Source organism: Streptomyces sp. NPDC013317, from assembly GCF_055563155.1.
Genome location: NZ_JBVHDX010000025.1, coordinates 1 through 21765 on the forward strand (window position 1 = coordinate 1; position 21765 = coordinate 21765).

Below are 21765 nucleotides of genomic sequence, written 5' to 3' on the forward strand. Positions count from 1 at the left end.
CCGTCGAACGCATGATGCGCGACGCCAAGATCACCCAGATCTACGAAGGCACCAACCAGGTCCAGCGCATCGTCATGGCCCGCAACCTCCCGTAGTCGTCCGTCACCCGACCGTTTGACCGCTTGAAAGGAGCCAGGCCGTGACCCTGAGGATCGCTGTCTGTGTGAAGTACGTACCCGACGCGACCGGCGACCGCGGTTTCGCCGACGACCTGACGGTCGACCGCGACGAGGTCGACGGCCTGCTGTCGGAGCTCGACGAGTACGCCGTCGAGCAGGCCCTGCGCATCTCGGAGGAGTCCGACGACGCCGAGGTCACCGTCGTCACCGTCGGTCCGGACGACGCCAAGGACGCGCTGCGCAAGGCGCTGTCGATGGGCGCCGACAAGGCCGTCCACGTCAACGACGACGACATCCACGGCACCGACGTCATCGGCACCTCCGCGATCCTCGCCAAGGCCCTGGAGAAGACCGGTTTCGACCTCGTCATCTGCGGCATGGCGTCGACCGACGGCACCATGGGCGTGCTCCCCGCGCTGCTCGCCGAGCGGCTGAGCCTTCCGCAGGTCACCCTGCTGTCCGAGGTCTCGGTCGAGGACGGCCTGGTGAAGGGCCGCCGGGACGGCGACGCCGCCACCGAGCAGATCGAGGCTCCGCTGCCGGCCGTCGTGTCGGTCACCGACCAGTCCGGCGAGGCCCGTTACCCCTCCTTCAAGGGGATCATGGCCGCGAAGAAGAAGCCGGTCGAGGAGCTGGACCTGGACGACCTCGGCGTCGACGCCGACGAGGTCGGCCTCGCCGGGTCCTGGACCCTGGTCGAGTCGGCCACCGCGCGCCCGGCCCGTACCGCGGGCACGATCGTCACCGACGAGGGCGACGGCGGCAAGCAGCTCGCCGCGTTCCTCGCCACCCAGAAGTTCATCTGACCCACCGTCACTATCGTTCAGGAGCAAGGAATCATGGCTGAGATCCTGGTTCTCGTGGACCACGCCGACGGTGCGGTCCGCAAGCCGGCGCTCGAACTGCTCACGCTGGCCCGCCGGATCGGCGAGCCGACCGCCGTCGTGCTCGGCGCCGGTGAGGCCGCGGCGTCGATCGCCGCCACCGCCGGCGAGTACGGCGCGGCGACCGTGTACGTCGCGGACGGCGCCGAGTTCACCGACCAGCTCGTCGTGCCGAAGGTCGACGCGCTCACCCAGATCGCCAAGGACAAGGACGTCGCCGCCGTCCTGGTGACTTCCTCGGGCGAGGGCAAGGAGGTCGCGGCGCGCGTCGCGCTGCGCCTCGGCTCGGGTCTGATCACCGACGCCGTGGAGCTGGAGGCCGGTGACGAGGGTCCGGTCGCCACTCAGTCCGTCTTCGCCGCCTCGTACCAGGTGAAGTCGCGGGTCTCGCACGGCGTGCCGGTCATCACCGTCAAGCCGAACTCCGCCGCCCCGGAGGCCGCCCCGGCCGCCGGTACGGTCGAGAACGTCACCGTCGCCTTCACCGGCAACGCCGCCACCGTCGTCTCGCGCACCCCGCGCGTCTCGACGGGCCGCCCCGAGCTGACCGAGTCCGCGATCGTGGTCTCCGGCGGCCGTGGTGTCGGCGCGGCCGAGGGCTTCGAGGTCGTCGAGAAGCTCGCGGACTCCCTGGGCGCGGCGGTCGGCGCCTCGCGTGCCGCCGTCGACGCCGGCTGGTACCCGCACTCCAACCAGGTCGGCCAGACGGGCAAGCAGGTCTCGCCGCAGCTGTACATCGCGGCGGGCATCTCCGGCGCGATCCAGCACCGCGCGGGCATGCAGACCTCGAAGACCATCGTGGCCGTGAACAAGGACGCGGAGGCCCCGATCTTCGACCTGGTGGACTACGGCGTGGTCGGTGACCTCTTCGAGGTCCTGCCGCAGCTCACGGACGAGATCGGCGCCCGGTAGGGGTCGCTCTCCCGCCCTACGAAAACGGCCCGGTGGCACAGAGTGCCACCGGGCCGTTTCGTCGTGTCGCGGTCAGATCCAGCCGTCGAGGGGGACTTCCTCGCAGAGCCGGACGACGGGCTGCCCCACCGAGGCGGGGCGCGCGGAGAGCCTGACGCGGACGCCGGGGCGTACCGCGTGCGGGGGCCCGTCGACCCGGCACCGTACGACGAAGCCCTCGGTCATGTGCACCGGCCACAGGTCGTTGTCGGCCGCGGCGACCCCACGGCGTACGGAGATCACGCCCTCGCCCTCGCTGCGTTCGGGGGCGAGGTCGGTCGACCCGCAGGTCGGACAGAGCAGGCGCTGGAAGGTCGTGGTGTGGCACCAGCGACAGAGCTGGTAGTAGAGCTCGGCGTCGTCCGATTCCTCGGCGTGGACGACGGCGCTCCCGTTCCTCACTGCTACGGACCCGGTGTGGAACACGATGCGTTCTCCTTGCACTCGGCGGCTCGACCGTGCGTGGAGCAAAGATATGGCACTGAGTGCCATCAAATAAAGACCTGAGTTCCCTCAATTGAAGATACTGAGATCCCTCAGCTCTCCCTCAGCTCTCGCCGAGGCTCGACTCCACCTCGCGCACCACCCGCCACATCGGCGTGGAGCGCTTCGTGATCACCACCACGACGTCTTCGGCCTGCTCGCCCTGACCGGCGCCGCCACTCTCGCCGCGCTCCTCGCTCCAGGTGTCCCGGACGAACTCCAGAGCCCGGTCCACCTCGACCAGCGGATCGCCCTCGCCGCCCGAGCGCAGCCAGTGGCGGAGCGTGTGGTTGTGCGCGGCGACCACGGCTGCGGCCACCACGTTGGCCCGCAGGGTGCCGTCGCGCCGGTCGGCGTAGCGGGTCCGCAGATAGTCGCCGAGGGTCTTCTCGTACCGCCAGACGACCGACAGTTCGTACGTGCGCAGGCCCGTCACCTCGCGGGTGAGGCGGTAGCGCTGGACGGAGAAGGTGGGGTTCTCGGCGTACATCCGCATGACGAGGCGGGTGGCGTCGCAGACCCTGACCAGCGGGTCGTCGGTGTCCGCGCTCGCGGCGAGGAACGCGGTCATGTCGGCGAGGCTCTGTTCGTGGTCGGGGAAGACCACGTCCTCCTTGGACGGGAAGTACCGGAAGAAGGACCGCCGGCCGACCCCGGCGAGGGTGACGATGTCGTCGACGGTGGTCTGCTCGTACCCCCGCTCCAGGAAGAGCTGGAAGGCCGCGGCGATGAGGGAGTCCCGCATCGCGGGCTTCGCGGAGTTCGTCGAGGCTGTTCCCATGGCCAGAACCTAACATCCGTCCGGGGACAGCGCGGCACTTGGTGCCAGCTTTCACCGGCACCAAGTGCTCTCCGAGAGGCCGACGTACGGGTCGGTCAGCGGGCCGCCATCCGCAGCGCGCCGTCCATCCGGATCGTCTCGCCGTTCAGGTAGTCGTGCTCGGCGACCATCGTGACGAGCCTCGCGTACTCGTCCGGGCGAGCCAGGCGCTGCGGGAAGGTGACGCTCGCGCCGAGCCCGGCGCGGATCTCCTCGCTGAACCCGGCCATCATCGGGGTGTCGACGATCCCGGGCGCGATCGTGACGACCCGGATGCCGAACTGCGCGAGGTCACGGGCGGCGGTGACGGTCATCCCGGCGACACCCGCCTTGGAGGCGGCGTAGGCGATCTGCCCGACCTGGCCCTCGAAGGCCGCGATCGAGGCGGTGTTGACGACGAGTCCGCGCTGGCCGTGCTCGTCCGGCTCCTGACGGGCGATGACCTCGGCGGCCAGCCGCATCACGTTGAACGTCCCCAGCAGGTTGACGTTCAGGACCGCACGGAACAGGTCGAGGTCGTGCGGGCCCTTGCGGCCCAGGACACGGGCGGAGGGGGCGATGCCCGCGCAGTTGACGGCGAGCCGCAGCTCCGCGCCGTCGGCCTCGATCCGGGCGAGAGCCTCGCGGACCGGCGCCTCCTCCGTGACGTCGGCGGCGAGCAGGGTCACGCCCTCGGGCAGAGGGCCGGCCGCGGCGACGGCCTTGTCCAGGTCCAGGCCGTAGACGGTCGCGCCACGGGCGGCGAGTGCGGCGGCGGTGGCGGCACCGAGACCGGATGCGGCGCCGGTGACGAGCGCGGCGGAGCCGGCGATGTCCATGGAACTCCTCGAAACGTCGGGAAATCGGCGGTGGGGCGGGCGTCAGGCGGCGAGCCGGCGGCTGATGACCAGCCGCTGGATCTGGTTGGTGCCCTCGAAGATCTGCATGATCTTGGCCTCGCGCATGTAGCGCTCGACCGGGAAGTCACGGGTGTAGCCGTACCCGCCGAGGACCTGGACGGCGTCCGTGGTCACCTTCATGGCCGCGTCGGTGGCGATCAGCTTGGCCACGCTGGCCTGGCGGCCGAACGGGCGGCCGAGGTCGCGCCGGCGCGCGGCGTCGAGGTACGTGGCGCGGGCGGAGTCGACGGCGGCGGCCATGTCGGCGAGGAGGAAGCCGAGCCCCTGGTGGTCGACGATCTTCCGCCCGAAAGTGGTGCGCTCGTTGGCGTACGCGACGGCGGCGTCGAGCGCGGCCTGGGCGAGGCCCGTGGCGCACGCGGCGATGCCGAGGCGTCCGCCGTCGAGCGCGCTGAACGCGATCTGCAGGCCCTGGCCCTCGTCGCCGACGAGCCGGTCGGCGTCGAGCAGTGCGCCGTCCCAGTGGGCGGACGTCGTGGGGACCGCCTGCAGGCCCATCTTCCGCTCGGGCTTGCCGAAGGAGAGGCCCTCGGTCTCACCGGGGGCCAGGAAGCAGGAGATGCCGTGGCTGCCGGGGGCGGTGCGGGCGAAGAGGGAGTAGAAGCCGGCCTTGCCGCCGTGGGTGATCCAGGCCTTGGTGCCGGTGACGCGGTACGCGGCGCCGTTCGGGCCGTCGGTCACGCGCTCGGCCTTGCAGGCCAGGGCCGCGGCGTCGGAGCCCGCCTGGGGCTCGGAGAGGCTGTATCCGCCGATGGTCTCGCCGGCGAGCATCGCCGGGAGCCAGCGCTCCTTCTGCTCCGTGGTGCCGAAGTGGTGCAGCGGGTGGCAGGCCAGGGTGTGGACGCTGGTCGCGACGGCGACGGCCGCCCAGCGCGCCGCCAGCTCCTCCAGGACCTGCAGGTAGACCTCGTAGGGCTGGCCTCCGCCGCCGTACTCCTCGGGGTAGGCGAGGCCGAGGAGCCCGGCCTGCCCGAGCGTGGCGAACAGACCCTCGGGATACGTCTCGGCGGACTCGTGCTCGTCCACGCGGGAGGAGAGCTCCTTGTCGGCGATCTCCCGGGTGAGGGCGATGAGGTCCGCTGCCTCGGGGGTGGGAAGCAGGCGGTCGACAGCCATGGTGACTCCATTGACACTCAGCCACTCAGCACCGGGTAACGGTACTGCTGGCGGTACGGCAGTACCGCTTAGCGTAGCGCAGAAGGGTTCTGCCGTAACCCCCTGAAGGGGTGGACGGCATACTGTTCGGGTGATCGACACTCCAGCCGCCGGCGCCCCCAAGCTGACGGGCCGTGGCGCGGCCCGGCGGTCCGCGCTCTTCGAGGAACTGGTGGAGCTCCTCGTCGGCGAAGGCTTCGCCCAGCTGACCCTGGACGATCTCGCGGCCCGGCTGCGCTGTTCCAAGCGCACGCTGTACGGCCTCGCGGACAGCAAGGAACAGCTCGTCCGGGCGGCCGTCGTCCACTTCTTCCGGCGCGCGACCACCCGGGTCGAGGCGGTCCTCGCGGCGGAGCAGGATCCCGCCGAGCGGCTGGCCGCCTACCTCCGCGCGGTCGCGGCGGAGCTGGCTCCGGTATCGCCGCAGTTCTTCGACGACGTGGCGGCCTTCGAACCGGCCGCCGAGGTCTACGAGCGCAACACGCGCGCGGCGGCGGGGCGGGTCCAGCAGCTGATCGAGGAAGGCGTACGCGCCGGGGTCTTCCGCGAGGTCCATGTGACGTTCGCGGCCGATGTCATCGCCTCGGTGATGGTCCGTATCCAGCGGCGCCAGGTCGCGGCGGCGACCGGCCTGGCGGACGCGGAGGCCTACGGACAGCTGGCCGAGCTCCTGCTGAACGGCCTCCGCAAGAACTGACGACCTCCCGGCCGGGGGCGGACTGGCGCGGACGGCGCGGACGGCGCGGACGCGGACGGACGGGGCGGACGGACGGGGCGGACTGCGCGGACGGCGCGGACGGACGGCACCGGACTGGCGCGGACGGCGCGGACGCGGACGGACGGCGCGGACGGACGGCACCGGACGGCGCGGACTGGCGCGGACGGACGGCACGGACGGCGCGGACGGACGGCACGGACGACACGGACGGCGCGGGCGGACGGGCGGCTAGAAGCCGTCGTCGGTGTGCGGGAGCCTCCGCGTGCGCAGTGCCGCGTCGAACACGGCCGCCGCGCCGGGGGTGTGCTCCTCGACCAGCCCGGCGGCGACCAGGTCCACGACCTTCGTGCCGCCGAGGTAGCACGCGGCCAGGTCCCGTACGCCGAAGGAGAGGTCGACCGGGTCGCCGGTCGCCTCGTGGCGCGCGCCGTCCGGGCCCGTGGTCAGCCGGAAGCGGCCCGAGTTGGCCGGCATGCGGCTGTCGTGGACCTCCAGGACGAGGTCGGCCGCGGCGGCCCAGCTCCGGGCCGTGAGCGCCGCGCGCACGTCGACGAGCCGCACCCACAGCGCGGGGTACTGGCCCGTGACCCGCACCTGGTCGCGGTCGCCGGCGAAGAACAGCAGCGGGTCGTCGAGCGGCCTGCCCCAGGCGCGGACGGTGGAGGTCAGGTCGATCGAGACCAGATAGCGCCAGAGCGCGGCGGCGGCGGCCGGGGTGTCGGCCTCCAGTTCGTCGACCCGCACCAGGCCGGGGGTGTGGCTCTCCTCGTCCTCGCCCTTGGTGCGGTAGACGGCGTACCCGGCGACGGGATCGCCGAGCACGACGACCCGGGGCGGGGACAGTTCGTCGTCGTCCTCGTCCGGGTCGCGCAGCCACTCACCGGTCCAGCGCGCCTCGTCGCGCGGGTTCCGGCCCGCCCGGAGCGGGCGGGTGGACTCGAAGTACGGGCCGACGACGTCGGGCGCGTCGGCCGGGTCGACCAGCCGCACCGGGCGTTCGTCGGGGTCGATGCGCAGGGCGAGGGGGCGCCGGGAGTCGATCTCGACGGTGACGCCGTGGGTGGCGGCGCCGAAGCCGAAGCGGCCGTAGATGGCGTCCTCCGACGCCCAGAGCGCGGCGAGCGGCGCCCCTCGCTCCTCGTACCGCCGGAACGCCTCGGCCATGAGGGCGGAGAGCACACCGCGCCGCCGGTGGGTCGGCGCGACGGAGACGTACGTCAGTCCGGGACAGGGCAGATCGGCGCCGGGGACGGAGAGGGTGAAGGGGAAGGCCGCGAGAAGACCGACCAGCTGCTCGCCGTCGTAGGCGCCGATCCGCTCGCAGGGCAGCAGCAGCTCGCGCCGGTGCTTGCGCTCCTCCTCCTCGGGCCGCTCATGGAAGACGAGGTACGCGAGGTCGAGGGCACGGTCGAGATGCGCTTCGGGTACGTCACGAATGTCCATGTCGAGACCCTAGTCCCGGATCGCGCCGCTCTTCGGGGCGATCCGCCCGGGTCGGGCGGCGGGGACGTTCGCCGCCCCGATGCCGAGGAAGGCCGTGCCGAGGAGGAGCCAGCCGGCCACTCCCCCGTCGGTGACCAGCAGCGCGACGAGCAGCGGTCCACCGGCGCGGGCCAGGTCGGAGCCGAGGCTCCAGGCACCCAGGTACTCGCCCTGACGGGCGGGGTCGGCGAGTCCGTACGAGAGACCCCAGCCGCTTGCGGAGGAGAGCAGTTCGCCGGCGGTCAGCAGGGTCACGCCCACCGCGAGGACCACGACGGCGGCGACCGGCGGCAGGGCGGCCGTGCAGGCGAACGCGGCGCAGGCGCCGAGAAGCGCCCAGCCCGACCGGCGGCCGGCCTGTGCGGCCCCTTCGACGGTCTCGGAACCCCGGGCGGCCCGGACCTGGAGCAGGATCGCGAGCGCGGTGTTGAGGAGCATCAGGGCGGCGATGGACCAGCGCGGCGCCTGTGTGTGTTCCGAGACCCAGAGCGGGAGGCCGAGGTTGATGACGTCGGCCTGGATGTGGAGCAGACCGGAGAGGACGGCCAGGAGGAGGTACCGGCGGTCCCTGAGGGCCCCGGTCCGCGTACGGACGGCCGCCGGACCGGCCGCCGTCGGCGGCGTGCCGTCGGGCATCCGCAGCAGGAGTACGGCGACGACCGCGTACGAGAGGGAGTTGCCGAGCACGAGGGCGGCGTAGGCGGCCCGGGAGTCGGCGACGAGTGCGGCGCCGGCCCCCAGACTCCCCAGCGAGAAGCCGATGTTGAGCATGACGCGGCTGTAGGCGCTGGCCTTGATCAGGGCGTCGGGGTCGGCGATCCGGGCCAGGTAGGCGCTGCGGACGGGGCGGGAGGCGCTCTGCGCGAGGCCGATGGCGCAGACGACGGCGAGGAACGCGACGAACGAGTCCACGAGGAGGTAGCAGGCGAAGGCGGCCGCCTGGGCGATCGCGGTGAGGAGCCAGATCAGCCGGTGCCCGTAGCGGTCGCCGAGCCGCCCGGCGGGGACCGAGACCCAGGGCCCGAGGAGCGCGGAGACCGTGAGGCCGATGCCGGTCTCGGCCGGGCTCAGTCCGACGACACGGGTGAAGAAGAGGGCGGCGCCGGTGTGGAAGAGGCCGTTGCCGATCCAGTCGGCGAGGGTCGTGACGGCGTACGGGCGCAGGGGACCGCGGGGCGGCAGCACGGCTGCCGCCCCGGAGAGGATCGAGGGCATGCCCCCAGCCAACCCGCCCGCGCCGCCGGCGGACAGACATTTAGGCTGGACCTCAATGCTGAGCTACCGCCTCGGGGTCGACGACCTCGCCGACATGCGCTTCGCCTGTTCACCGCTGCTGGAGACGGCCACCAGCCTCTGGGCCCTGCGGCAACCGGAGAAGTACGTCCTGCACCTGCCGTGGGTGCGCCGGACCCGCGCCGTCGTCGACGCGTCGTCCGCCCTCGACCGCGCGCTGCTCGGGGAGTTGGTGGTGAACGGGAGCGGCTGGCTGCCGGACTTCATCACGCCCCGGCCCGACTCACCCCTGCCCGATGCGGGCGAGGAGCTGTCCCGGGTCCGCGCGACGACGCCGGAGAAGGCGCTCGCGGACGTCCGGGCGGCCTACGCACACCGCCCGTTGCCTCCTCGCCTCGCGGAACTGGCCGACGATCCGGTCAGGTTGCGGGACGCGATCGCGGAAACGGTCGAGAACTACTGGGAGTTGGCCGTCGCACCGCACTGGCCGCGCATGAGGGCCGTGCTGGAGGCCGACATGCTGCACCGCGCGCGGGCCCTCGCCCGCGACGGGGCGGCGGCGCTGCTCACCTCGCTGGATCCGACCGCGGTGTGGCGGGAGGGCGAGCTGAGCATGAACGTGCACCGGGATCTGCACCTCAGCACCGCCGTGGCGGGGCGAGGTCTGTGGCTGGTGCCGACGCTCTTCGCCCGGCACGCGATCAGCCCGGTCGGGCCGGACGAGCCGCCGACGATCTCGTATCCGGCGCGCGGGGTGGCGACCCTGTGGGAGACCGGCGCGCCGCGCCCGGAGGCGGCGCTGGCCTCGCTGGTCGGCCGGCGGAAGGCGGAGCTGCTGGCGCTCCTGGACGGCCCCGCCTCCACGACCGAACTGGCCCGCCGCACGGGTGTCACGGCGAGCGCGGTCTCCCACCATCTGGCGGTGCTGTTCACGACGGGTCTGGTGAGCCGGGCCAGGGTGGCACGTGCGGTGCTGTACGCGCGTACGGAGCTGGGCGACCGGCTCATGTGAGCTCCGCCGTCCGACTGCCGCGATGCGACCGCCGCCGCGTGTCCTGCGCCGTGGGCCCTGCTCCGTCCGACCTCCGCCGTCCGACCGCGCCGTCAGGCGACGGAGCCGATCCGGCCGGCCGGTGCGCGCGGGGCTTCGTGGTGGATCGGGGTGTGCGCGCCGGTGAGGGAGACGCCGGTGCCGCCGCGGCGGTTGGCCACGATCTCGGCGGCGATGGAGAGGGCCGTCTCCTCCGGGGTACGGGCGCCGAGGTCGAGGCCTATCGGGGAGCGCAGGCGGGCGAGTTCGAGCTCGGTGACGCCGACCTCGCGCAGGCGCTTGTTGCGGTCCTCGTGGGTGCGGCGGGAGCCCATCGCGCCGACATAGGCGACGGGCAGTTTCAGGGCCGCTTCGAGCAGCGGGACGTCGAACTTGGCGTCGTGGGTGAGCACGCAGAGGACGGTCCGCCCGTCGACCTCGGTCGACTCCAGGTAGCGGTGCGGCCATTCGACGACGATCTCGTCGGCCTCGGGGAAGCGCGCCGGCGTCGCGAAGACGGGCCGGGCGTCGCAGACGGTGACGTGGTAGCCGAGGAACTTGCCGACCCTGACGAGGGCGGAGGCGAAGTCGATGGCGCCGAAGACGATCATGCGCGGGGCCGGGACGGAGGACTCGACGAGGAGGGTGAGCGGCTGTCCGCAGCGGCTGCCGTCCTCGCCGATCTCGACGGTGCCGGTGCGGCCCGCGTCCAGCATGGCCAGGGCCTCGCCGGCCGCGGTGCGGTCCAGCTCGGGGTGGCCGCCGAGGCTGCCCTCGTACTCCCCGTCGGGACGGACCAGGAGTGCCCGGCCCATGAGGTCGGCGGGTCCGGAGACGATCCTGGCGAGGGCCGCCGCCTCCCCGGAGACGGCGGCGGCCAGGGCGGCGGGGTAGACCCCGCCGCGCACCGGGGTGACGAGGATGTCGATGATTCCGCCGCAGGTCAGACCCACCGCGAAGGCGTCCTCGTCGCTGTATCCGAAGCGCTCGACGACGGTTCTGCCGTCCTCGATCGCCTGCTGGCACAGTTCGTAGACCGCGCCCTCCACACATCCTCCGGAGACCGAGCCGATCGCCGTGCCGTCGCTGTCGACGGCGAGCGCGGCGCCCGGCTGCCGGGGCGCGCTCCCGCCGACCGCCACGACGGTGGCGACGGCGAAATCGCGTCCCTGCTCGACCCACCGGTGCAGCTCTTCGGCGATGTCCAGCATCTCGAACTCCTCGAAACGTGTGTGGAGGGCGACGTCACGGGCGTCAGCTGACGCCCAGCCAGCTCTCGATCGGATGGATGGCGAAGAACACGATGAAGATCGCGGTCAGGCCCCACATGAAGGCACCCACTTCGCGCGCCTTGCCCTGTGCCGTCTTGATCACGGCGTAGGAGATGACACCGGCCGCGACACCCGTGGTGATGGTGTACGTGAACGGCATCAGGACCACGGTGAGGAACACCGGGATGGCGACGGAGCGGTCGCTCCAGTCGACGTGCTTGGCGTTCTGCATCATCATCGCGCCGATGACGACCAGGGCCGCGGAGGCGACCTCGGCCGGCACGATCGCGGTGATCGGGGTGAAGAAGAGGCAGGCCGCGAAGAACGCGCCGGTGACCACGGAGGACAGACCCGTACGGGCACCCTCGCCGACACCGGTCGCCGACTCGACGAAGACGGTCTGGCCGGAGCCGCCGACGCCGCCGCCGATGACACCGCCGGCACCGTCGATGAAGAGGGCCTTGGACAGGCCGGGCATCCGGCCCTGGCTGTCGGCGAGCTTGGCCTCGGAGCCGACACCGATGATCGTGGCCATGGCGTCGAAGAAGCCGGCGAGCACCAAGGTGAAGATGATCATGGTGATCGTGATGTAGCCGACGTCGCCCCAGCCGCTGAACGACACCTCGCCGATGAGCGAGAAGTCCGGCGTGGAGACGGCGCTGCCGCTCAGCTCCGGCGGTCCGGCGAACCAGGACTTGGCCGGCAGGTCGCCGACGGCGTTGACGATCGCGGCGATGACCGTGCCCGCCACGATGCCGATCAGGATGGCGCCGGGCACGTTGCGGGCCTGGAGCGCGAAGATCAGCAGCAAGGTGAAGGCGAAGATCAGGACGGGCCATCCGGCCAGCTCACCGGCCGGGCCGAGGACGACCGGGCCGCCGCCGGGAGAAGGGTTCTCGTGGACGAAGCCGGCCTTGACGAAGCCGATCAGCGCGATGAAGAGACCGATGCCGATGGTGATCGCGTGCTTGATCGCCAGCGGGATCGCGTTCATGATCATCTCGCGGAGGCCGGTGACCACCAGGAGACAGATCACGAAGCCGTACGCCACACACATCGCCATCGCCTGCGGCCAGGTCATGACGGAGATGACCTGCGAGGAGAGGACGCCGGAGACGCTGAGCCCCGCTGCGAGGGCGAGCGGGACCTTGCCCCAGAAGCCCATCAGCAGGGTCGTCACCGCGGCGGCCAGGGCGGTCGCCGTGATGAGGGCGGGCTGGCTGAGGACGTTGCCGTCCACATCCTTGCCGCCGAGGATCAAGGGGTTGAGCAGGAGAATGTACGCCATCGCCATGAAGGTGGTGACGCCGCCGCGGATCTCCGTCGCGACGGTTGATCCTCTCTCCGAGATGTGAAAGTACCGGTCGAGCCAAGAGCGGCCGGCGGGGACGTTCGAGCCGGAGCCCGCGTCCTCCGAGGCGGTCTTGGGCTCCACTGACGACTGGGTCATGGGGCCTACTCCCAAGGTTCAAAGGGGCACCCGCTTAAGACTTTCCGAAGGTCAGACATGCTGCGGGATTTGGGATGCTGCGTGGGCTGCACGACCCGGGGGACGGCCCGAGACGAACTGGGGTGGATCGGGTCAATCTGGTGGTTCTCGATACTTCTAGTGCTGCTGGGTACCTCTGGTGGTGCTGGTGTTACTTGGTACCTCTGGTGATGCTGGTGTTACTGGGTGTTGCTGGTGGTATCGGTGAGCGGTGATACCGGGTTCTGCTCCGGGCGGTGCGGGCGGGGAAGTGTGACGTTCCTGGGAGGCACGCACCGCCCGGAGAGTCCTAGAGGGTGCCGGTGAGCGCCTCGGGGCGGACCGGCGTCTTGTTGAGCTCCAGGCCCGTCGCCGCCCGGATCGCCGCGAGGACGGCCGGGGTGGACGACAGGGTCGGGGCCTCGCCGATGCCCCGCACGCCGTACGGCGCGTTGGGGTCGGCCAGCTCGAGGTAGTCGACCGGGATGGTCGGCGTGTCGAGGATGGTCGGGATCAGGTAGTCCGTGAAGGAGGGGTTGCGCACCTTCGCGGTCTTCGGGTCGACGATGATCTCCTCCATCACCGCGACGCCCAGGCCCTGGGTGGTACCACCCTGGATCTGGCCGACCACGGAGAGCGGGTTGACCGCCTTGCCGACGTCCTGCGCACAGGCCAGCTCGATCACCTTCACGAGGCCGAGCTCGGTGTCCACCTCCACCACCGCGCGGTGCGCGGCGAAGGCGTACTGGACGTGGCCGTCGCCCTGACCGGTGACGAGGTCGAAGGCCTGGGTGGGGCGGTGCCGCCACTCCTCCTCCACCTCGACGGCCTGGTCCTCGAGGACGTCCGCGATGGACGCGAGGGCCTCGCCGCCGTCGGTGACGACCTTGCCGCCCTCCAGAAGGAGTTCGGCGTTGGCCCACGCCGGGTGGTACGAGCCGAACTTGCGCCGGCCGATCTCCAGGACCTTCTCGCGGACGATCTCGCAGGAGTTCTTGATGGCGCCGCCGGTCATGTACGTCTGGCGGCCCGCGGAGGTCGAACCGGCCGAGCCCACCTGCGTGTCGGCGGGGTGGATGGTGACCTGCTGGACACCGAGCTCGGTACGGGCGATCTGCGCGTGGATGGTGACGCCGCCCTGGCCGACCTCCGCCATGGCGGTGTGGACCGTGGCCACGGCCTCGCCGTTGATGACCTCGATGCGGATCTTGGCGGTCGAGTAGTCGTCGAAGCCCTCGGAGAAGCCGACGTTCTTGATGCCGACGGCGTAGCCGACGCCCCGCACGACACCCTCGCCGTGCGAGGTGTTGGACAGGCCGCCCGGCAGCGCGCGGACGTCCGCGCCCTCGCCGGCGGACTCCCACTGGCGCTCCGGCGGCATCGGGCGGGCCTTGACCCGGCGCAGCAGCTCGGCGACCGGGGCCGGCGAGTCCACGACCTGGCCGGTCGGCATGATCGTGCCCTGCTCCATGGCGTTGAGCTGGCGCAGCTCCACCGGGTCCATGCCCAGCTTGGCCGCGAGCTTGTCCATCTGCGCCTCGTAGGCGAAGCAGGCCTGAACCGCGCCGAAGCCGCGCATGGCGCCGCAGGGCGGGTTGTTGGTGTAGAGGCCGATCGCCTCGATCTCGACGTCCTCGATGACGTACGGGCCGACCGAGAGGGAGGAGGCGTTGCCGACGACCGAGGCCGTCGACGACGCGTACGCGCCGCCGTCGAGCACGATCTTGCACTTCATGTGCGTGAGCTTGCCGTCCTTGGTGGCGCCGTGCTCGTAGTAGAGCTTCGCCGGGTGCCGGTGGACGTGCCCGAAGAAGGACTCGTACCGGTTGTAGACCATCTTGACCGGCTTGCCGGTGCGCAGCGCCAGGATGGAGGCGAGGATCTGCATGGAGATGTCCTCGCGGCCGCCGAAGGCGCCGCCGACACCGGCCATGGTCATGCGGACCTTCTCCTCGGGCAGGCCGAGGCAGGGGGCGATCTGCTTGAGGTCCGAGTGCAGCCACTGGGTGGCGACGTACAGGTCGACGCCGCCGTCCTCGGCCGGTACGGCGAGGCCGGACTCGGGGCCGAGGAAGGCCTGGTCCTGCATGCCGAAGGTGTACTCGCCCTTGACGATGACGTCGGCGCGCTTGGCGGCCTCGTCGGCGTTGCCGCGGATGATCGGCTGGCGGTGCACGATGTTCGGGTGCGGGACGTGGCCGGAGTGGTGATCGTCGCGGTTCTCGTGGACCAGGATCGCGTCCGGGGCGAGCGCCGAGGCCTCGTCCGTGATGACCGGGAGCTCGCGGTACTCGATCTTGATCTTGGCGGCGGCGCGGCGGGCGGTCTCCGGGTGGTCGGCGGCCACGAGGGCGACCGGCTCACCGTGGTGACGGACCTTGCCGTAGGCGAGGACCGGGGTGTCCTGGAACTCCATGCCGTAGTTCTTCGCGGCCGGCAGGTCCTCGTGGGTCAGAACGGCGTAGACGCCGTCCATCGTGAGGGCCTCGGAGGTGTCGATGGACACGATCTCGGCGTGCGCGACGGTGGAGCGCAGGATCTGGCCCCACAGCATGTCCTCGTGCCACATGTCCGAGGAGTAGGCGAATTCGCCGGTGACCTTGAGGGTGCCGTCCGGGCGGAGCGTGGACTCGCCGATGCCGCCCTTGACGTGGTTCTGGGTGACGTCGGTGGGCGTGCCCACCGGAACGGTACGGGTGTTCTGAGCCATCGTCAGACCGCCTCTTCCTGACGCTCCTGGCGAGCGGCCGCGAGGCGGACCGCGTCGAGGATCTTCTCGTAACCGGTGCAGCGGCAGAGGTTGCCGGAGAGCGCCTCACGGATGTCCGCGTCCGAGGGGGACGGGTTGCGCTCCAGCATCTCGTCGGCCGCGACGAGCAGACCGGGGGTGCAGAAACCGCACTGGACCGCGCCGGCGTCGATGAACGCCTGCTGGATCGGGGAGAGTTCGACGCCCTCGCCGGTCTGCGAGTCCTGGCCGGGCTTGGCCTGCCAGTTCTTCGCGGAGTCGAGGCTGGTGCCGCAGCCGCCGGTGCCGCAGGCACCGCCCGGGTGGGCGTCCTCGCGGTGCTGGGCGTAGTCCGCCAGCCCCTCGACGGTGACGACCTCGCGGCCCTCGACCTGACCCGCGGCGACCAGGCAGGAACAGACCGGCACGCCGTCGAGACGGACGGTGCAGGAACCGCACTCGCCCTGCTCGCACGCGTTCTTGGAGCCGGGCAGCCCCATCCGCTCACGCAGCACGTAGAGAAGGGACTCGCCCTCCCAGACGTCGTCGGCTTCCTGCGGACGACCGTTGACCGTGAAATTGACGCGCATGGTTATGCAGCTCCCTCAAGCGTGCGGCCGGTGCCGCGGTACTGCTCCCAGGTCCAGCCCAGCTGGCGGCGGGCCATGATGCCCACGGCGTGGCGGCGGTACTTGGCGGTGCCACGGACGTCGTCGATCGGGTTCGCGGCGCCCGAGCAGAGCTCGGCGAACTGCTTCGCGATCGACGGGGTGATGATCTTGCCGCTCTCCCAGAAGCCGCCCTCCTCCAGAGCCGCGTTCAGGAAGGCCTCGGCCTCCTTGGCGCGGATCGGGGTCGGCGCGGCCGAACCGATGCCGGTGCGGACCGTGCGGGTCTCCGGGTGGAGCGCCAGGCCGAAGGCGCAGACCGCGATGACCATCGCGTTGCGCGTACCGACCTTGGAGTACTGCTGGGGGCCGTCCGCCTTCTTGATGTGGACGGTCTTGATGAGCTCGTCGGGCTCGAGCGCGTTGCGCTTCACACCCGTGTAGAACTCGTCGATCGGGATGAACCGGCTGCCGCGAACCGACTCGACCTCGACCTCGGCACCCGCGGCGAGCAGCGCGGGGTGCGCGTCACCGGCGGGGGACGCGGTGCCCAGGTTGCCGCCGACGCCGCCGCGGTTGCGGATCTGCGGGGAGGCCACGGTGTGCGAGGCGAGCGCGAGGCCCGGCAGCTCGGCCCGCAGGTTCTCCATGATCTGGGTGTACGGAACGGAGGCGCCGAGGCGGACGTTCTCCTCGCCCACCTCCCACTCGCGCAGCAGCTCGATACGGTTCAGGTCCAGGAGGTACTCGGGACGCCGGTGGTCGAAATTGATCTCGACCATGATGTCGGTACCACCCGCGATGGGCACGGCCGTGGGGTGCTCGGCCTTGGCGGCGAGCGCCTCCTCCCAGCTGGCGGGGCGAAGGAAGTCCATGGTGGCTCTCTTCTTGTGCTTCTAGTGATCGGGGGTCGGTCGGTCTTCAACGGGCCCGGGGGGACGGCCGGCCCTCGACTTCGAATTCATGTTCACGTGCTGTTAACGCGATGTGTGGCCTAGTACACAAGGCCCGCCCGCCGGGGTGCAGTCACCGAAAACATGAAGGAGTTGGCTGGTGACCTTGTTCGTCTTGTAGATTCGAACGAACGGCGGTACTCGGCAACCTCGCCGTTTCCCCCTGGAAACCGTGGCACCAGGCCACCGACCACATCGCGACAGTCTTCAGAACCGTCGGACGTGCCGTCGCTCCGGGGGAGCACGGCGGGCGAGTACCCGCGAAAGTGATGACGAGTGACGGACGAGAAGGAACGGCGGCAACGAGATGCGGCTGCGCGCACTGCTGGAAACCGACGCGCTGGGGCTGCGCCTGCTCGGTGGTGAGGACGAGCTGGACCGCACCGTCCGCGGCGTGATGACGACGGACCTCAAGGACCCCAGCCGGTATCTGTCCGGCGGCGAGCTGGTCCTCACCGGCCTGGCCTGGCTCCGGGACCCCGAGGACGCGGAGCCGTTCGTCCGGATCCTGGCCTCGGCCGGGGTGGCCGGGCTCGCGGCGGGCGAGGCGGAGCTCGGGGACATCCCCGACGATCTCGTACAGGCGTGTTCTCGCCATCGGCTGCCGCTCTTCGCAGTGAACGAGTCCGTTGCGTTCGCGACGATCACCGAACACGTTGTTCGACAGGTGTCCGGCGAACGTGCGGGCGACCTGGCGGCGGTCGTCGACCGCCACAGGCGGCTGATGACCTCCGGTCCGGCCGGCGGCGGGCCCGAGGTCGTCCTGGACCTCCTCGGCTCCGACCTGGACCTCCGGGCCTGGGTCCTCTCCCCCACCGGCCGCCAGATCGCGGGCGCGGGAGAGCCGCTGGACGCCTCGCTCGCGGCGACGCTGGCCGGTGAGCACCTGGCGGCGACGAGGACCGGCCGGCGCGGCCCGCACCGGCTCAGCGCGTCCGGAACCACCTTCTCCCTCTTCCCTATCCGCAACACCGGTCGGGGCGCGGCGCCCGCCGTACGCGACGTACGCGAGACCGTGCTCTCCGACTGGCTGCTGGCCGTCGAGGCCGACGCCGGGGAGTGGCCGGCCGCCCGGCTCGACCTGCTCCAGGGCGTCACCCAGCTGATCGCCGTCGAGCGGGACCGGCGGGACGCGGCCCGTACGGTACGGCGCAGGCTGGCGCAGGAGGTCCTGGAGCTGGTCCAGACGGGGGCCGCCCCTGCCGAGATCGCCGCGCGTCTGCGGGTCGCCGCCCCGGTGCTGCTGCCGGGCCTGGGGACCGCGCCGCACTGGCAGGTCGTGGTCGCCCGCGTCGAATGGGACCCGGAGGCAGGGCAGGGCCCGGTGGAGACCGGTCCGGTCGCCCAGGCGCTTCTGGAGGAGATCCTCGTCGACCCGGCGACCGTGGGTCCCGAGTCCACCGACCGGATCGCGGTCGCGCACCACGGGGACGAGGCCATCGCCCTGGTGCCGCTGCCGGCGGGCCCGCTGCCCGACAGCGAGGACGAGGGGACCACGAACATCGGGCTGCACGCGGACGCGCTGCTCGCGGCGGTGCGCGAGCCCCTCTCCGCCGGCCTCGACGGAGACGGCCGCCTCACCCTCGGTGTCAGCGCGGCCGTCCATTCGGCGGAGGGCCTGCGCGGCGCCCTCGAGGAAGCCAGACACGCCCGTCGGGTCGCCGCCGCCCGCCCGGGCCGCGTCTGCGCCGCCGGGCACCACGAGCTCGCCTCGCACGTGCTGCTGCTGCCGTTCGTCCCGGACGACGTCCGCCGCGCCTTCACGGCCCGGCTGCTCGACCCGCTGCGCGACTACGACCGCCGTCACCGTGCCGAGCTCATCCCCACGCTGGAGGCCTTCCTCGACTGCGACGGCTCCTGGACCCGCTGCGCGACCCGGCTGCACCTGCATGTGAACACCCTGCGGTACCGCGTGGGGCGGATCGAGCAGCTGACGGGCCGCGACCTGTCGCGCCTGGAGGACAAGCTCGACTTCTTCCTGGCGCTGCGCATGAGCTGACCGACCCGGCGGGTGGCTCCCGGCGGGTCACCCGCACGGCTCAGGCGGCCGCGGATTCCGCGGTCGTCACCCGAAGGGATCATGGCGGGATTCATCTCTTCGAGGGAACGCCGTTCCGAGCGGCAGGGCGGGCGCGGCGCCAACGCCGGCGGCCGCCGTGGCCCCCCGGCGACGCCCGGTGGCAGGCCGGAGGCGGATGGGATCGGGCCAACGGGCCGTGCCGAACGCACGCGTCCGCATAGCGGTCAAGGTCCAGCACTTGTGAAAAGTTTCACCTGACCCCTTGGCCAGCGCCACGCGTTCGTGCTGAGATGCGGGCCTGACTCAACAGCTCAATGGCGCGCTCGGGGAGGGCAATGTGGCGGACACCGCCATGTCTGGTTCCGAAACAACGGGTGGCGACGATCCGTCCCTTGGCTACGGCGGGGCGACCCCGATGGAGACGGCCATATGGCGTCTCCGCTCGCGCGGCTGCTGGACGGACGCCGCCGCACTGCTCGCGCCCCGCGCCGCGGAGCCCGCGGCGGCACTGGAACGGGCGGCCCTGCTGATCGAGCGGTGTCTGTACACCGAGAAGGGGTGGTCGGACGCCGAGGAGGCGCTCCGGGCGGCCGAGGCCGTGGCCCGGACGGACGAGGAGCGGGGGGCGGCCGCGTGCGAACGCGGCTATCTCGCCTACGCGTCGACGCTGCTCGGCGTACGCGACCGGGCCGACGAGGCGACCGCGGCGCTCGGGCGGGCGGCGGCGCTGATCAGCCCCGGGGGCGAGGGGCGTCCGCTGCTCGACTACCGGCGCGGGCTGATGGCCCAGAACCTCGGCGACTCGCCGCAGGCCGCGCGCGCCGCCTACCGGCGCGCCCACGCGGGCGCCGCCGCCCAGGGGGACGAGCTGCTGCTCTCCTCCACCTGGCGCCATCTCGCCGGACTCGCTTTACGGGAAGGCGAGTTGGCGGAGGCGCGGCACGGCTTCGCCGAGTCCCTCCGCATCCGTGAGGAGCTCGGCTATCTGGTCGGTACGGCCCCGGCCCTGACCGCCCTCGCGGACACGGAGACGGAGCCGGAGGCGGGCCGCCTCCGGGCCGAGGCGGCCCGGCTGTTCCGCCTTCTGGGCGGGGTGCCGACCTGGCTCGCGGCCCAACTGACACCCCGGCCCGCGATCTGACGGAAAGTCGGGCGGCATCAGCCGGGTGGGCGGAAGGGGCCGCCCACCCCGCACCGATCGCCGCTGGAGGGCCCGGTCGTCACGGGACCCACGGCGGCGTCGACAGCCGTGACGTACCGTCACCCGACCTGGTACGAAGGCCTGTCCAGGCAGAGCAGCACCTCGTCCATGCCCACCACCAGCGCCCCGTCCGGCGTCAGGGCCACCGCGCGGACCGGCGGGCCGGGGCGGAAGGTGCGACGGGACCGGGTGTCGAGGTCGTGGAGCTCGACGAGACCGTCCGCCCAGGCGATCGCGAGCGTCGGCCCCTCGGCCGTCTCCGCGGCGTGCAACGACACGACGGCGGCGCGGCGTTCGGCGATCGGGGCCGGGTCCGGGTCCTGGCCGGGGATCCAGCGGCGGACCGTGCCGTCGAGGCCGCCGCTGCAGAGGAAGGGCGTGGCGGTCTCGATCGCCGTCACGGCCGTGACGCGGCCGCTGTGCAGCGCGGCCTGGTGAATGCCCGTCAGACCGAAGGCGTGGACGGAGCCGAGCCGGTCGCCCACCACGACCGAGCCGCTGATCGCCGCGAGCGCACTGCCCGGGTGCCGGGTGAGGGTCGCCGCGACGGCCGTCGTGAGCCGCTCCAGGTAGGGCGGCCGGGGCGCGGGCCCGGGGACAGGTTGCAGCCGGCCCCGCTCGTCCAGGAGCAGCACCGTCCCGTCCGGCGCGGGCGCCAGCGCCTTGATCCGACCGCCCGAGGGGGTCCGCAGGGACTCGCCGGCGGGCGTGGCGTCGGCCGCGCCGAGCAGCCGCACCTCGTCCGTCGTGCCCGCGACGAGGAGGCGGTCGCCGATGGCGCCCAGGGCCGTGACCGGGCCCGGCCAGGGCGGGGTCAGGTCGCCGCGTACCCGGGTCCACCGCACCCGCCAGGAGGCGTCGGAGGCGAGGGCACGCAGCGCGGGACGGAGCCGGGGGTCCGCCTCGTCGCCGAGGGCGCCGAGCAGGACGACGGCCCGGTCCGCCGGGCTCTGGTCACGGCAGAGGGACTGTCCCGCGCGCAGCCAGGCGGACCGCAGGCCGCCGCGGTCGTCACCGGGGCCGGTCGCGTAGGCGGTGGTGACGCGCAGCGGATCGGCCGTGCACACCGCGACGGGGTCGGCCAGATCGACGGCGTGCCGTGCCTCGTACGGCACGGAGGCCTCATCCGGTCCCGACTCCCCACGCCCGGCGGCCTCCTGGGCCGTGTCGGCGGACTCGACGTCCCCGTCGAGGTCCACGATGGCGACGCGGCGGTCGGAGAGGAGGGCGTACGACGGCGTGCCCGTACAGGTCTCCACGACGAGCCGGACGCGGCCCGACGCGGCGAGTTCTCCGACGAGTCCGGCGATCGCCTCCGGCTCGGCGGCGGCGTGCAGGTCCGGCAGGACGAGGGCGGCGCGCCGCGTCTCGCTGGTGGCGACGGCCCGGACGAGTTCACCGGGCGTCCTGGCCACCACACCGAGCCGGTTCGCGATCGTCCAGGCCGCGCCGAGCACGCACTGCCCGGCGAGCGGGACCAGCTCGCGTGCCGCGCGCCGACGGCGCGCGCCGGGGCGGGTGCCGTGCGCGGCCAGCCAGGAGAGCAGGGCGGTCTTGCCCCGGCGGGGGCCGCCGACGACCAGGCAGAGGCGCGGGGCCTCCGGGTCGGTGAGCCAGCCGAGCAGGGCCGCCGCCTCGGCCTCCGTACCGGCGGGGCGGTCTCCACGGACGGATCCGGTCACAGGCACCTTCCCCGTGCCGGGGACGGAGACACGGACGGCATGCGACACCTCACGGACGGC

At 72.3% G+C, this 21765-nt stretch carries 19 protein-coding genes; 7 read left to right on the top strand and 12 right to left on the bottom strand.

Going from position 1 to position 21765, the window contains the following annotated elements; translation table 11 throughout:
* From ACZ3IJ_RS35145 to ACZ3IJ_RS35155, 3 genes are all read left to right on the top strand, one after another.
* Positions 1-95 (top strand): acyl-CoA dehydrogenase family protein (locus ACZ3IJ_RS35145; protein ID WP_132919430.1); only part of this gene is annotated, 95 nt, incomplete at its 5' end.
* A gap of 44 nt (positions 96-139) precedes the next feature.
* On the top strand, positions 140-925 hold the full coding sequence (locus tag ACZ3IJ_RS35150; protein ID WP_467475119.1) for an electron transfer flavoprotein subunit beta/FixA family protein: 786 nt from the start codon (positions 140-142) through the stop codon (positions 923-925).
* A 33-nt stretch (positions 926-958) separates the two neighbouring features.
* Positions 959-1915: an electron transfer flavoprotein subunit alpha/FixB family protein gene (locus ACZ3IJ_RS35155; protein WP_467475121.1), complete on the top strand. Its 957-nt coding sequence runs from the start codon at positions 959-961 to the stop codon at positions 1913-1915.
* 72 nt (positions 1916-1987) lie between these two features.
* On the opposite strand, the gene ACZ3IJ_RS35160 is transcribed toward ACZ3IJ_RS35155, so the two are convergent.
* The 4 genes from ACZ3IJ_RS35160 to ACZ3IJ_RS35175 form a co-directional block, all read right to left on the bottom strand.
* A complete protein-coding gene (locus tag ACZ3IJ_RS35160) occupies positions 1988-2380 on the bottom strand; it encodes a PhlB family protein (RefSeq protein WP_391802233.1) in 393 nt (130 codons plus the stop codon).
* Between the two features lie 121 nt (positions 2381-2501).
* On the bottom strand, positions 2502-3218 hold the full coding sequence (locus ACZ3IJ_RS35165) for a TetR family transcriptional regulator (protein ID WP_467475123.1): 717 nt from the start codon (positions 3216-3218) through the stop codon (positions 2502-2504).
* Between the two features lie 95 nt (positions 3219-3313).
* The gene (locus ACZ3IJ_RS35170) at positions 3314-4075 is read right to left on the bottom strand and encodes an SDR family NAD(P)-dependent oxidoreductase (RefSeq protein ID WP_383292710.1); all 762 of its coding nucleotides are present in this window, start codon (positions 4073-4075) and stop codon (positions 3314-3316) included.
* Positions 4076-4117: 42 nt separating this feature from the next.
* Positions 4118-5272 (bottom strand): acyl-CoA dehydrogenase family protein, encoded by a 1155-nt coding sequence (locus ACZ3IJ_RS35175; RefSeq protein WP_391802231.1) that lies wholly within the window; start codon positions 5270-5272, stop codon positions 4118-4120.
* Positions 5273-5402: 130 nt separating this feature from the next.
* Here ACZ3IJ_RS35175 and ACZ3IJ_RS35180 point away from each other — a divergent pair, with 130 nt between their 5' ends.
* On the top strand, positions 5403-6008 hold the full coding sequence (locus tag ACZ3IJ_RS35180; RefSeq protein ID WP_467475126.1) for a TetR/AcrR family transcriptional regulator: 606 nt from the start codon (positions 5403-5405) through the stop codon (positions 6006-6008).
* Positions 6009-6257: 249 nt separating this feature from the next.
* Here the strand turns inward: ACZ3IJ_RS35180 and ACZ3IJ_RS35185 are convergent, their stop codons facing one another.
* Positions 6258-7472 (bottom strand): GNAT family N-acetyltransferase, encoded by a 1215-nt coding sequence (locus ACZ3IJ_RS35185; protein WP_467475128.1) that lies wholly within the window; start codon positions 7470-7472, stop codon positions 6258-6260.
* A gap of 9 nt (positions 7473-7481) precedes the next feature.
* Positions 7482-8726, bottom strand: a complete 1245-nt coding sequence (locus ACZ3IJ_RS35190; RefSeq protein ID WP_467475130.1) for an MFS transporter — start codon at positions 8724-8726, stop codon at positions 7482-7484.
* Between the two features lie 55 nt (positions 8727-8781).
* Between ACZ3IJ_RS35190 and ACZ3IJ_RS35195 the strand changes: the two genes are divergently transcribed.
* Entirely contained in the window at positions 8782-9756 is a 975-nt protein-coding gene (locus tag ACZ3IJ_RS35195; RefSeq protein WP_467475132.1) for an ArsR/SmtB family transcription factor, read from the top strand.
* Between the two features lie 92 nt (positions 9757-9848).
* Here ACZ3IJ_RS35195 and ACZ3IJ_RS35200 read toward each other — a convergent pair whose 3' ends face one another.
* From ACZ3IJ_RS35200 to ACZ3IJ_RS35220, 5 genes are all read right to left on the bottom strand, one after another.
* Complete coding sequence (locus ACZ3IJ_RS35200; protein ID WP_467475134.1) at positions 9849-10985, bottom strand: XdhC family protein; 1137 nt, start codon at positions 10983-10985, stop codon at positions 9849-9851.
* Positions 10986-11028: 43 nt separating this feature from the next.
* Entirely contained in the window at positions 11029-12495 is a 1467-nt protein-coding gene (locus ACZ3IJ_RS35205) for an NCS2 family permease (RefSeq protein ID WP_467475136.1), read from the bottom strand.
* 328 nt (positions 12496-12823) lie between these two features.
* A complete protein-coding gene (pucD, locus tag ACZ3IJ_RS35210) occupies positions 12824-15223 on the bottom strand; it encodes a xanthine dehydrogenase subunit D (RefSeq protein WP_467475138.1) in 2400 nt (799 codons plus the stop codon).
* 2 nt (positions 15224-15225) lie between these two features.
* Entirely contained in the window at positions 15226-15831 is a 606-nt protein-coding gene (locus ACZ3IJ_RS35215; RefSeq protein WP_391802223.1) for a (2Fe-2S)-binding protein, read from the bottom strand.
* 2 nt (positions 15832-15833) lie between these two features.
* Complete coding sequence (locus ACZ3IJ_RS35220) at positions 15834-16724, bottom strand: FAD binding domain-containing protein (RefSeq protein ID WP_391802222.1); 891 nt, start codon at positions 16722-16724, stop codon at positions 15834-15836.
* 385 nt (positions 16725-17109) lie between these two features.
* Here ACZ3IJ_RS35220 and ACZ3IJ_RS35225 point away from each other — a divergent pair, with 385 nt between their 5' ends.
* Positions 17110-18801 carry a PucR family transcriptional regulator gene (locus tag ACZ3IJ_RS35225; RefSeq protein WP_467475141.1) on the top strand — a complete coding sequence of 564 codons (1692 nt, stop codon included), beginning with the start codon at positions 17110-17112 and terminating at the stop codon, positions 18799-18801.
* 373 nt (positions 18802-19174) lie between these two features.
* Positions 19175-19963 (top strand): hypothetical protein, encoded by a 789-nt coding sequence (locus tag ACZ3IJ_RS35230; RefSeq protein WP_391802220.1) that lies wholly within the window; start codon positions 19175-19177, stop codon positions 19961-19963.
* Positions 19964-20082: 119 nt separating this feature from the next.
* Here ACZ3IJ_RS35230 and ACZ3IJ_RS35235 read toward each other — a convergent pair whose 3' ends face one another.
* Positions 20083-21705 (bottom strand): WD40 repeat domain-containing protein, encoded by a 1623-nt coding sequence (locus tag ACZ3IJ_RS35235; RefSeq protein WP_467475143.1) that lies wholly within the window; start codon positions 21703-21705, stop codon positions 20083-20085.
* Positions 21706-21765 lie beyond the last annotated feature (60 nt).

What these genes read in the sequence shown, in the direction of transcription:
- ACZ3IJ_RS35155 (WP_467475121.1), top strand. Translation starts at nt 959, where the DNA reads ATGGCTGAGATCCTGGTTCTCGTGGACCACGCCGACGGTGCGGTCCGC.
- ACZ3IJ_RS35165 (WP_467475123.1), bottom strand. Translation starts at nt 3,218, where the DNA reads ATGGGAACAGCCTCGACGAACTCCGCGAAGCCCGCGATGCGGGACTCC.
- ACZ3IJ_RS35170 (WP_383292710.1), bottom strand. Translation starts at nt 4,075, where the DNA reads ATGGACATCGCCGGCTCCGCCGCGCTCGTCACCGGCGCCGCATCCGGT.
- ACZ3IJ_RS35175 (WP_391802231.1), bottom strand. Translation starts at nt 5,272, where the DNA reads ATGGCTGTCGACCGCCTGCTTCCCACCCCCGAGGCAGCGGACCTCATC.
- ACZ3IJ_RS35185 (WP_467475128.1), bottom strand. Translation starts at nt 7,472, where the DNA reads ATGGACATTCGTGACGTACCCGAAGCGCATCTCGACCGTGCCCTCGAC.
- ACZ3IJ_RS35190 (WP_467475130.1), bottom strand. Translation starts at nt 8,726, where the DNA reads ATGCCCTCGATCCTCTCCGGGGCGGCAGCCGTGCTGCCGCCCCGCGGT.
- ACZ3IJ_RS35195 (WP_467475132.1), top strand. Translation starts at nt 8,782, where the DNA reads ATGCTGAGCTACCGCCTCGGGGTCGACGACCTCGCCGACATGCGCTTC.
- ACZ3IJ_RS35200 (WP_467475134.1), bottom strand. Translation starts at nt 10,985, where the DNA reads ATGCTGGACATCGCCGAAGAGCTGCACCGGTGGGTCGAGCAGGGACGC.
- ACZ3IJ_RS35205 (WP_467475136.1), bottom strand. Translation starts at nt 12,495, where the DNA reads ATGACCCAGTCGTCAGTGGAGCCCAAGACCGCCTCGGAGGACGCGGGC.
- pucD (WP_467475138.1), bottom strand. Translation starts at nt 15,223, where the DNA reads ATGGCTCAGAACACCCGTACCGTTCCGGTGGGCACGCCCACCGACGTC.
- ACZ3IJ_RS35215 (WP_391802223.1), bottom strand. Translation starts at nt 15,831, where the DNA reads ATGCGCGTCAATTTCACGGTCAACGGTCGTCCGCAGGAAGCCGACGAC.
- ACZ3IJ_RS35220 (WP_391802222.1), bottom strand. Translation starts at nt 16,724, where the DNA reads ATGGACTTCCTTCGCCCCGCCAGCTGGGAGGAGGCGCTCGCCGCCAAG.
- ACZ3IJ_RS35225 (WP_467475141.1), top strand. Translation starts at nt 17,110, where the DNA reads ATGCGGCTGCGCGCACTGCTGGAAACCGACGCGCTGGGGCTGCGCCTG.
- ACZ3IJ_RS35230 (WP_391802220.1), top strand. Translation starts at nt 19,175, where the DNA reads ATGTCTGGTTCCGAAACAACGGGTGGCGACGATCCGTCCCTTGGCTAC.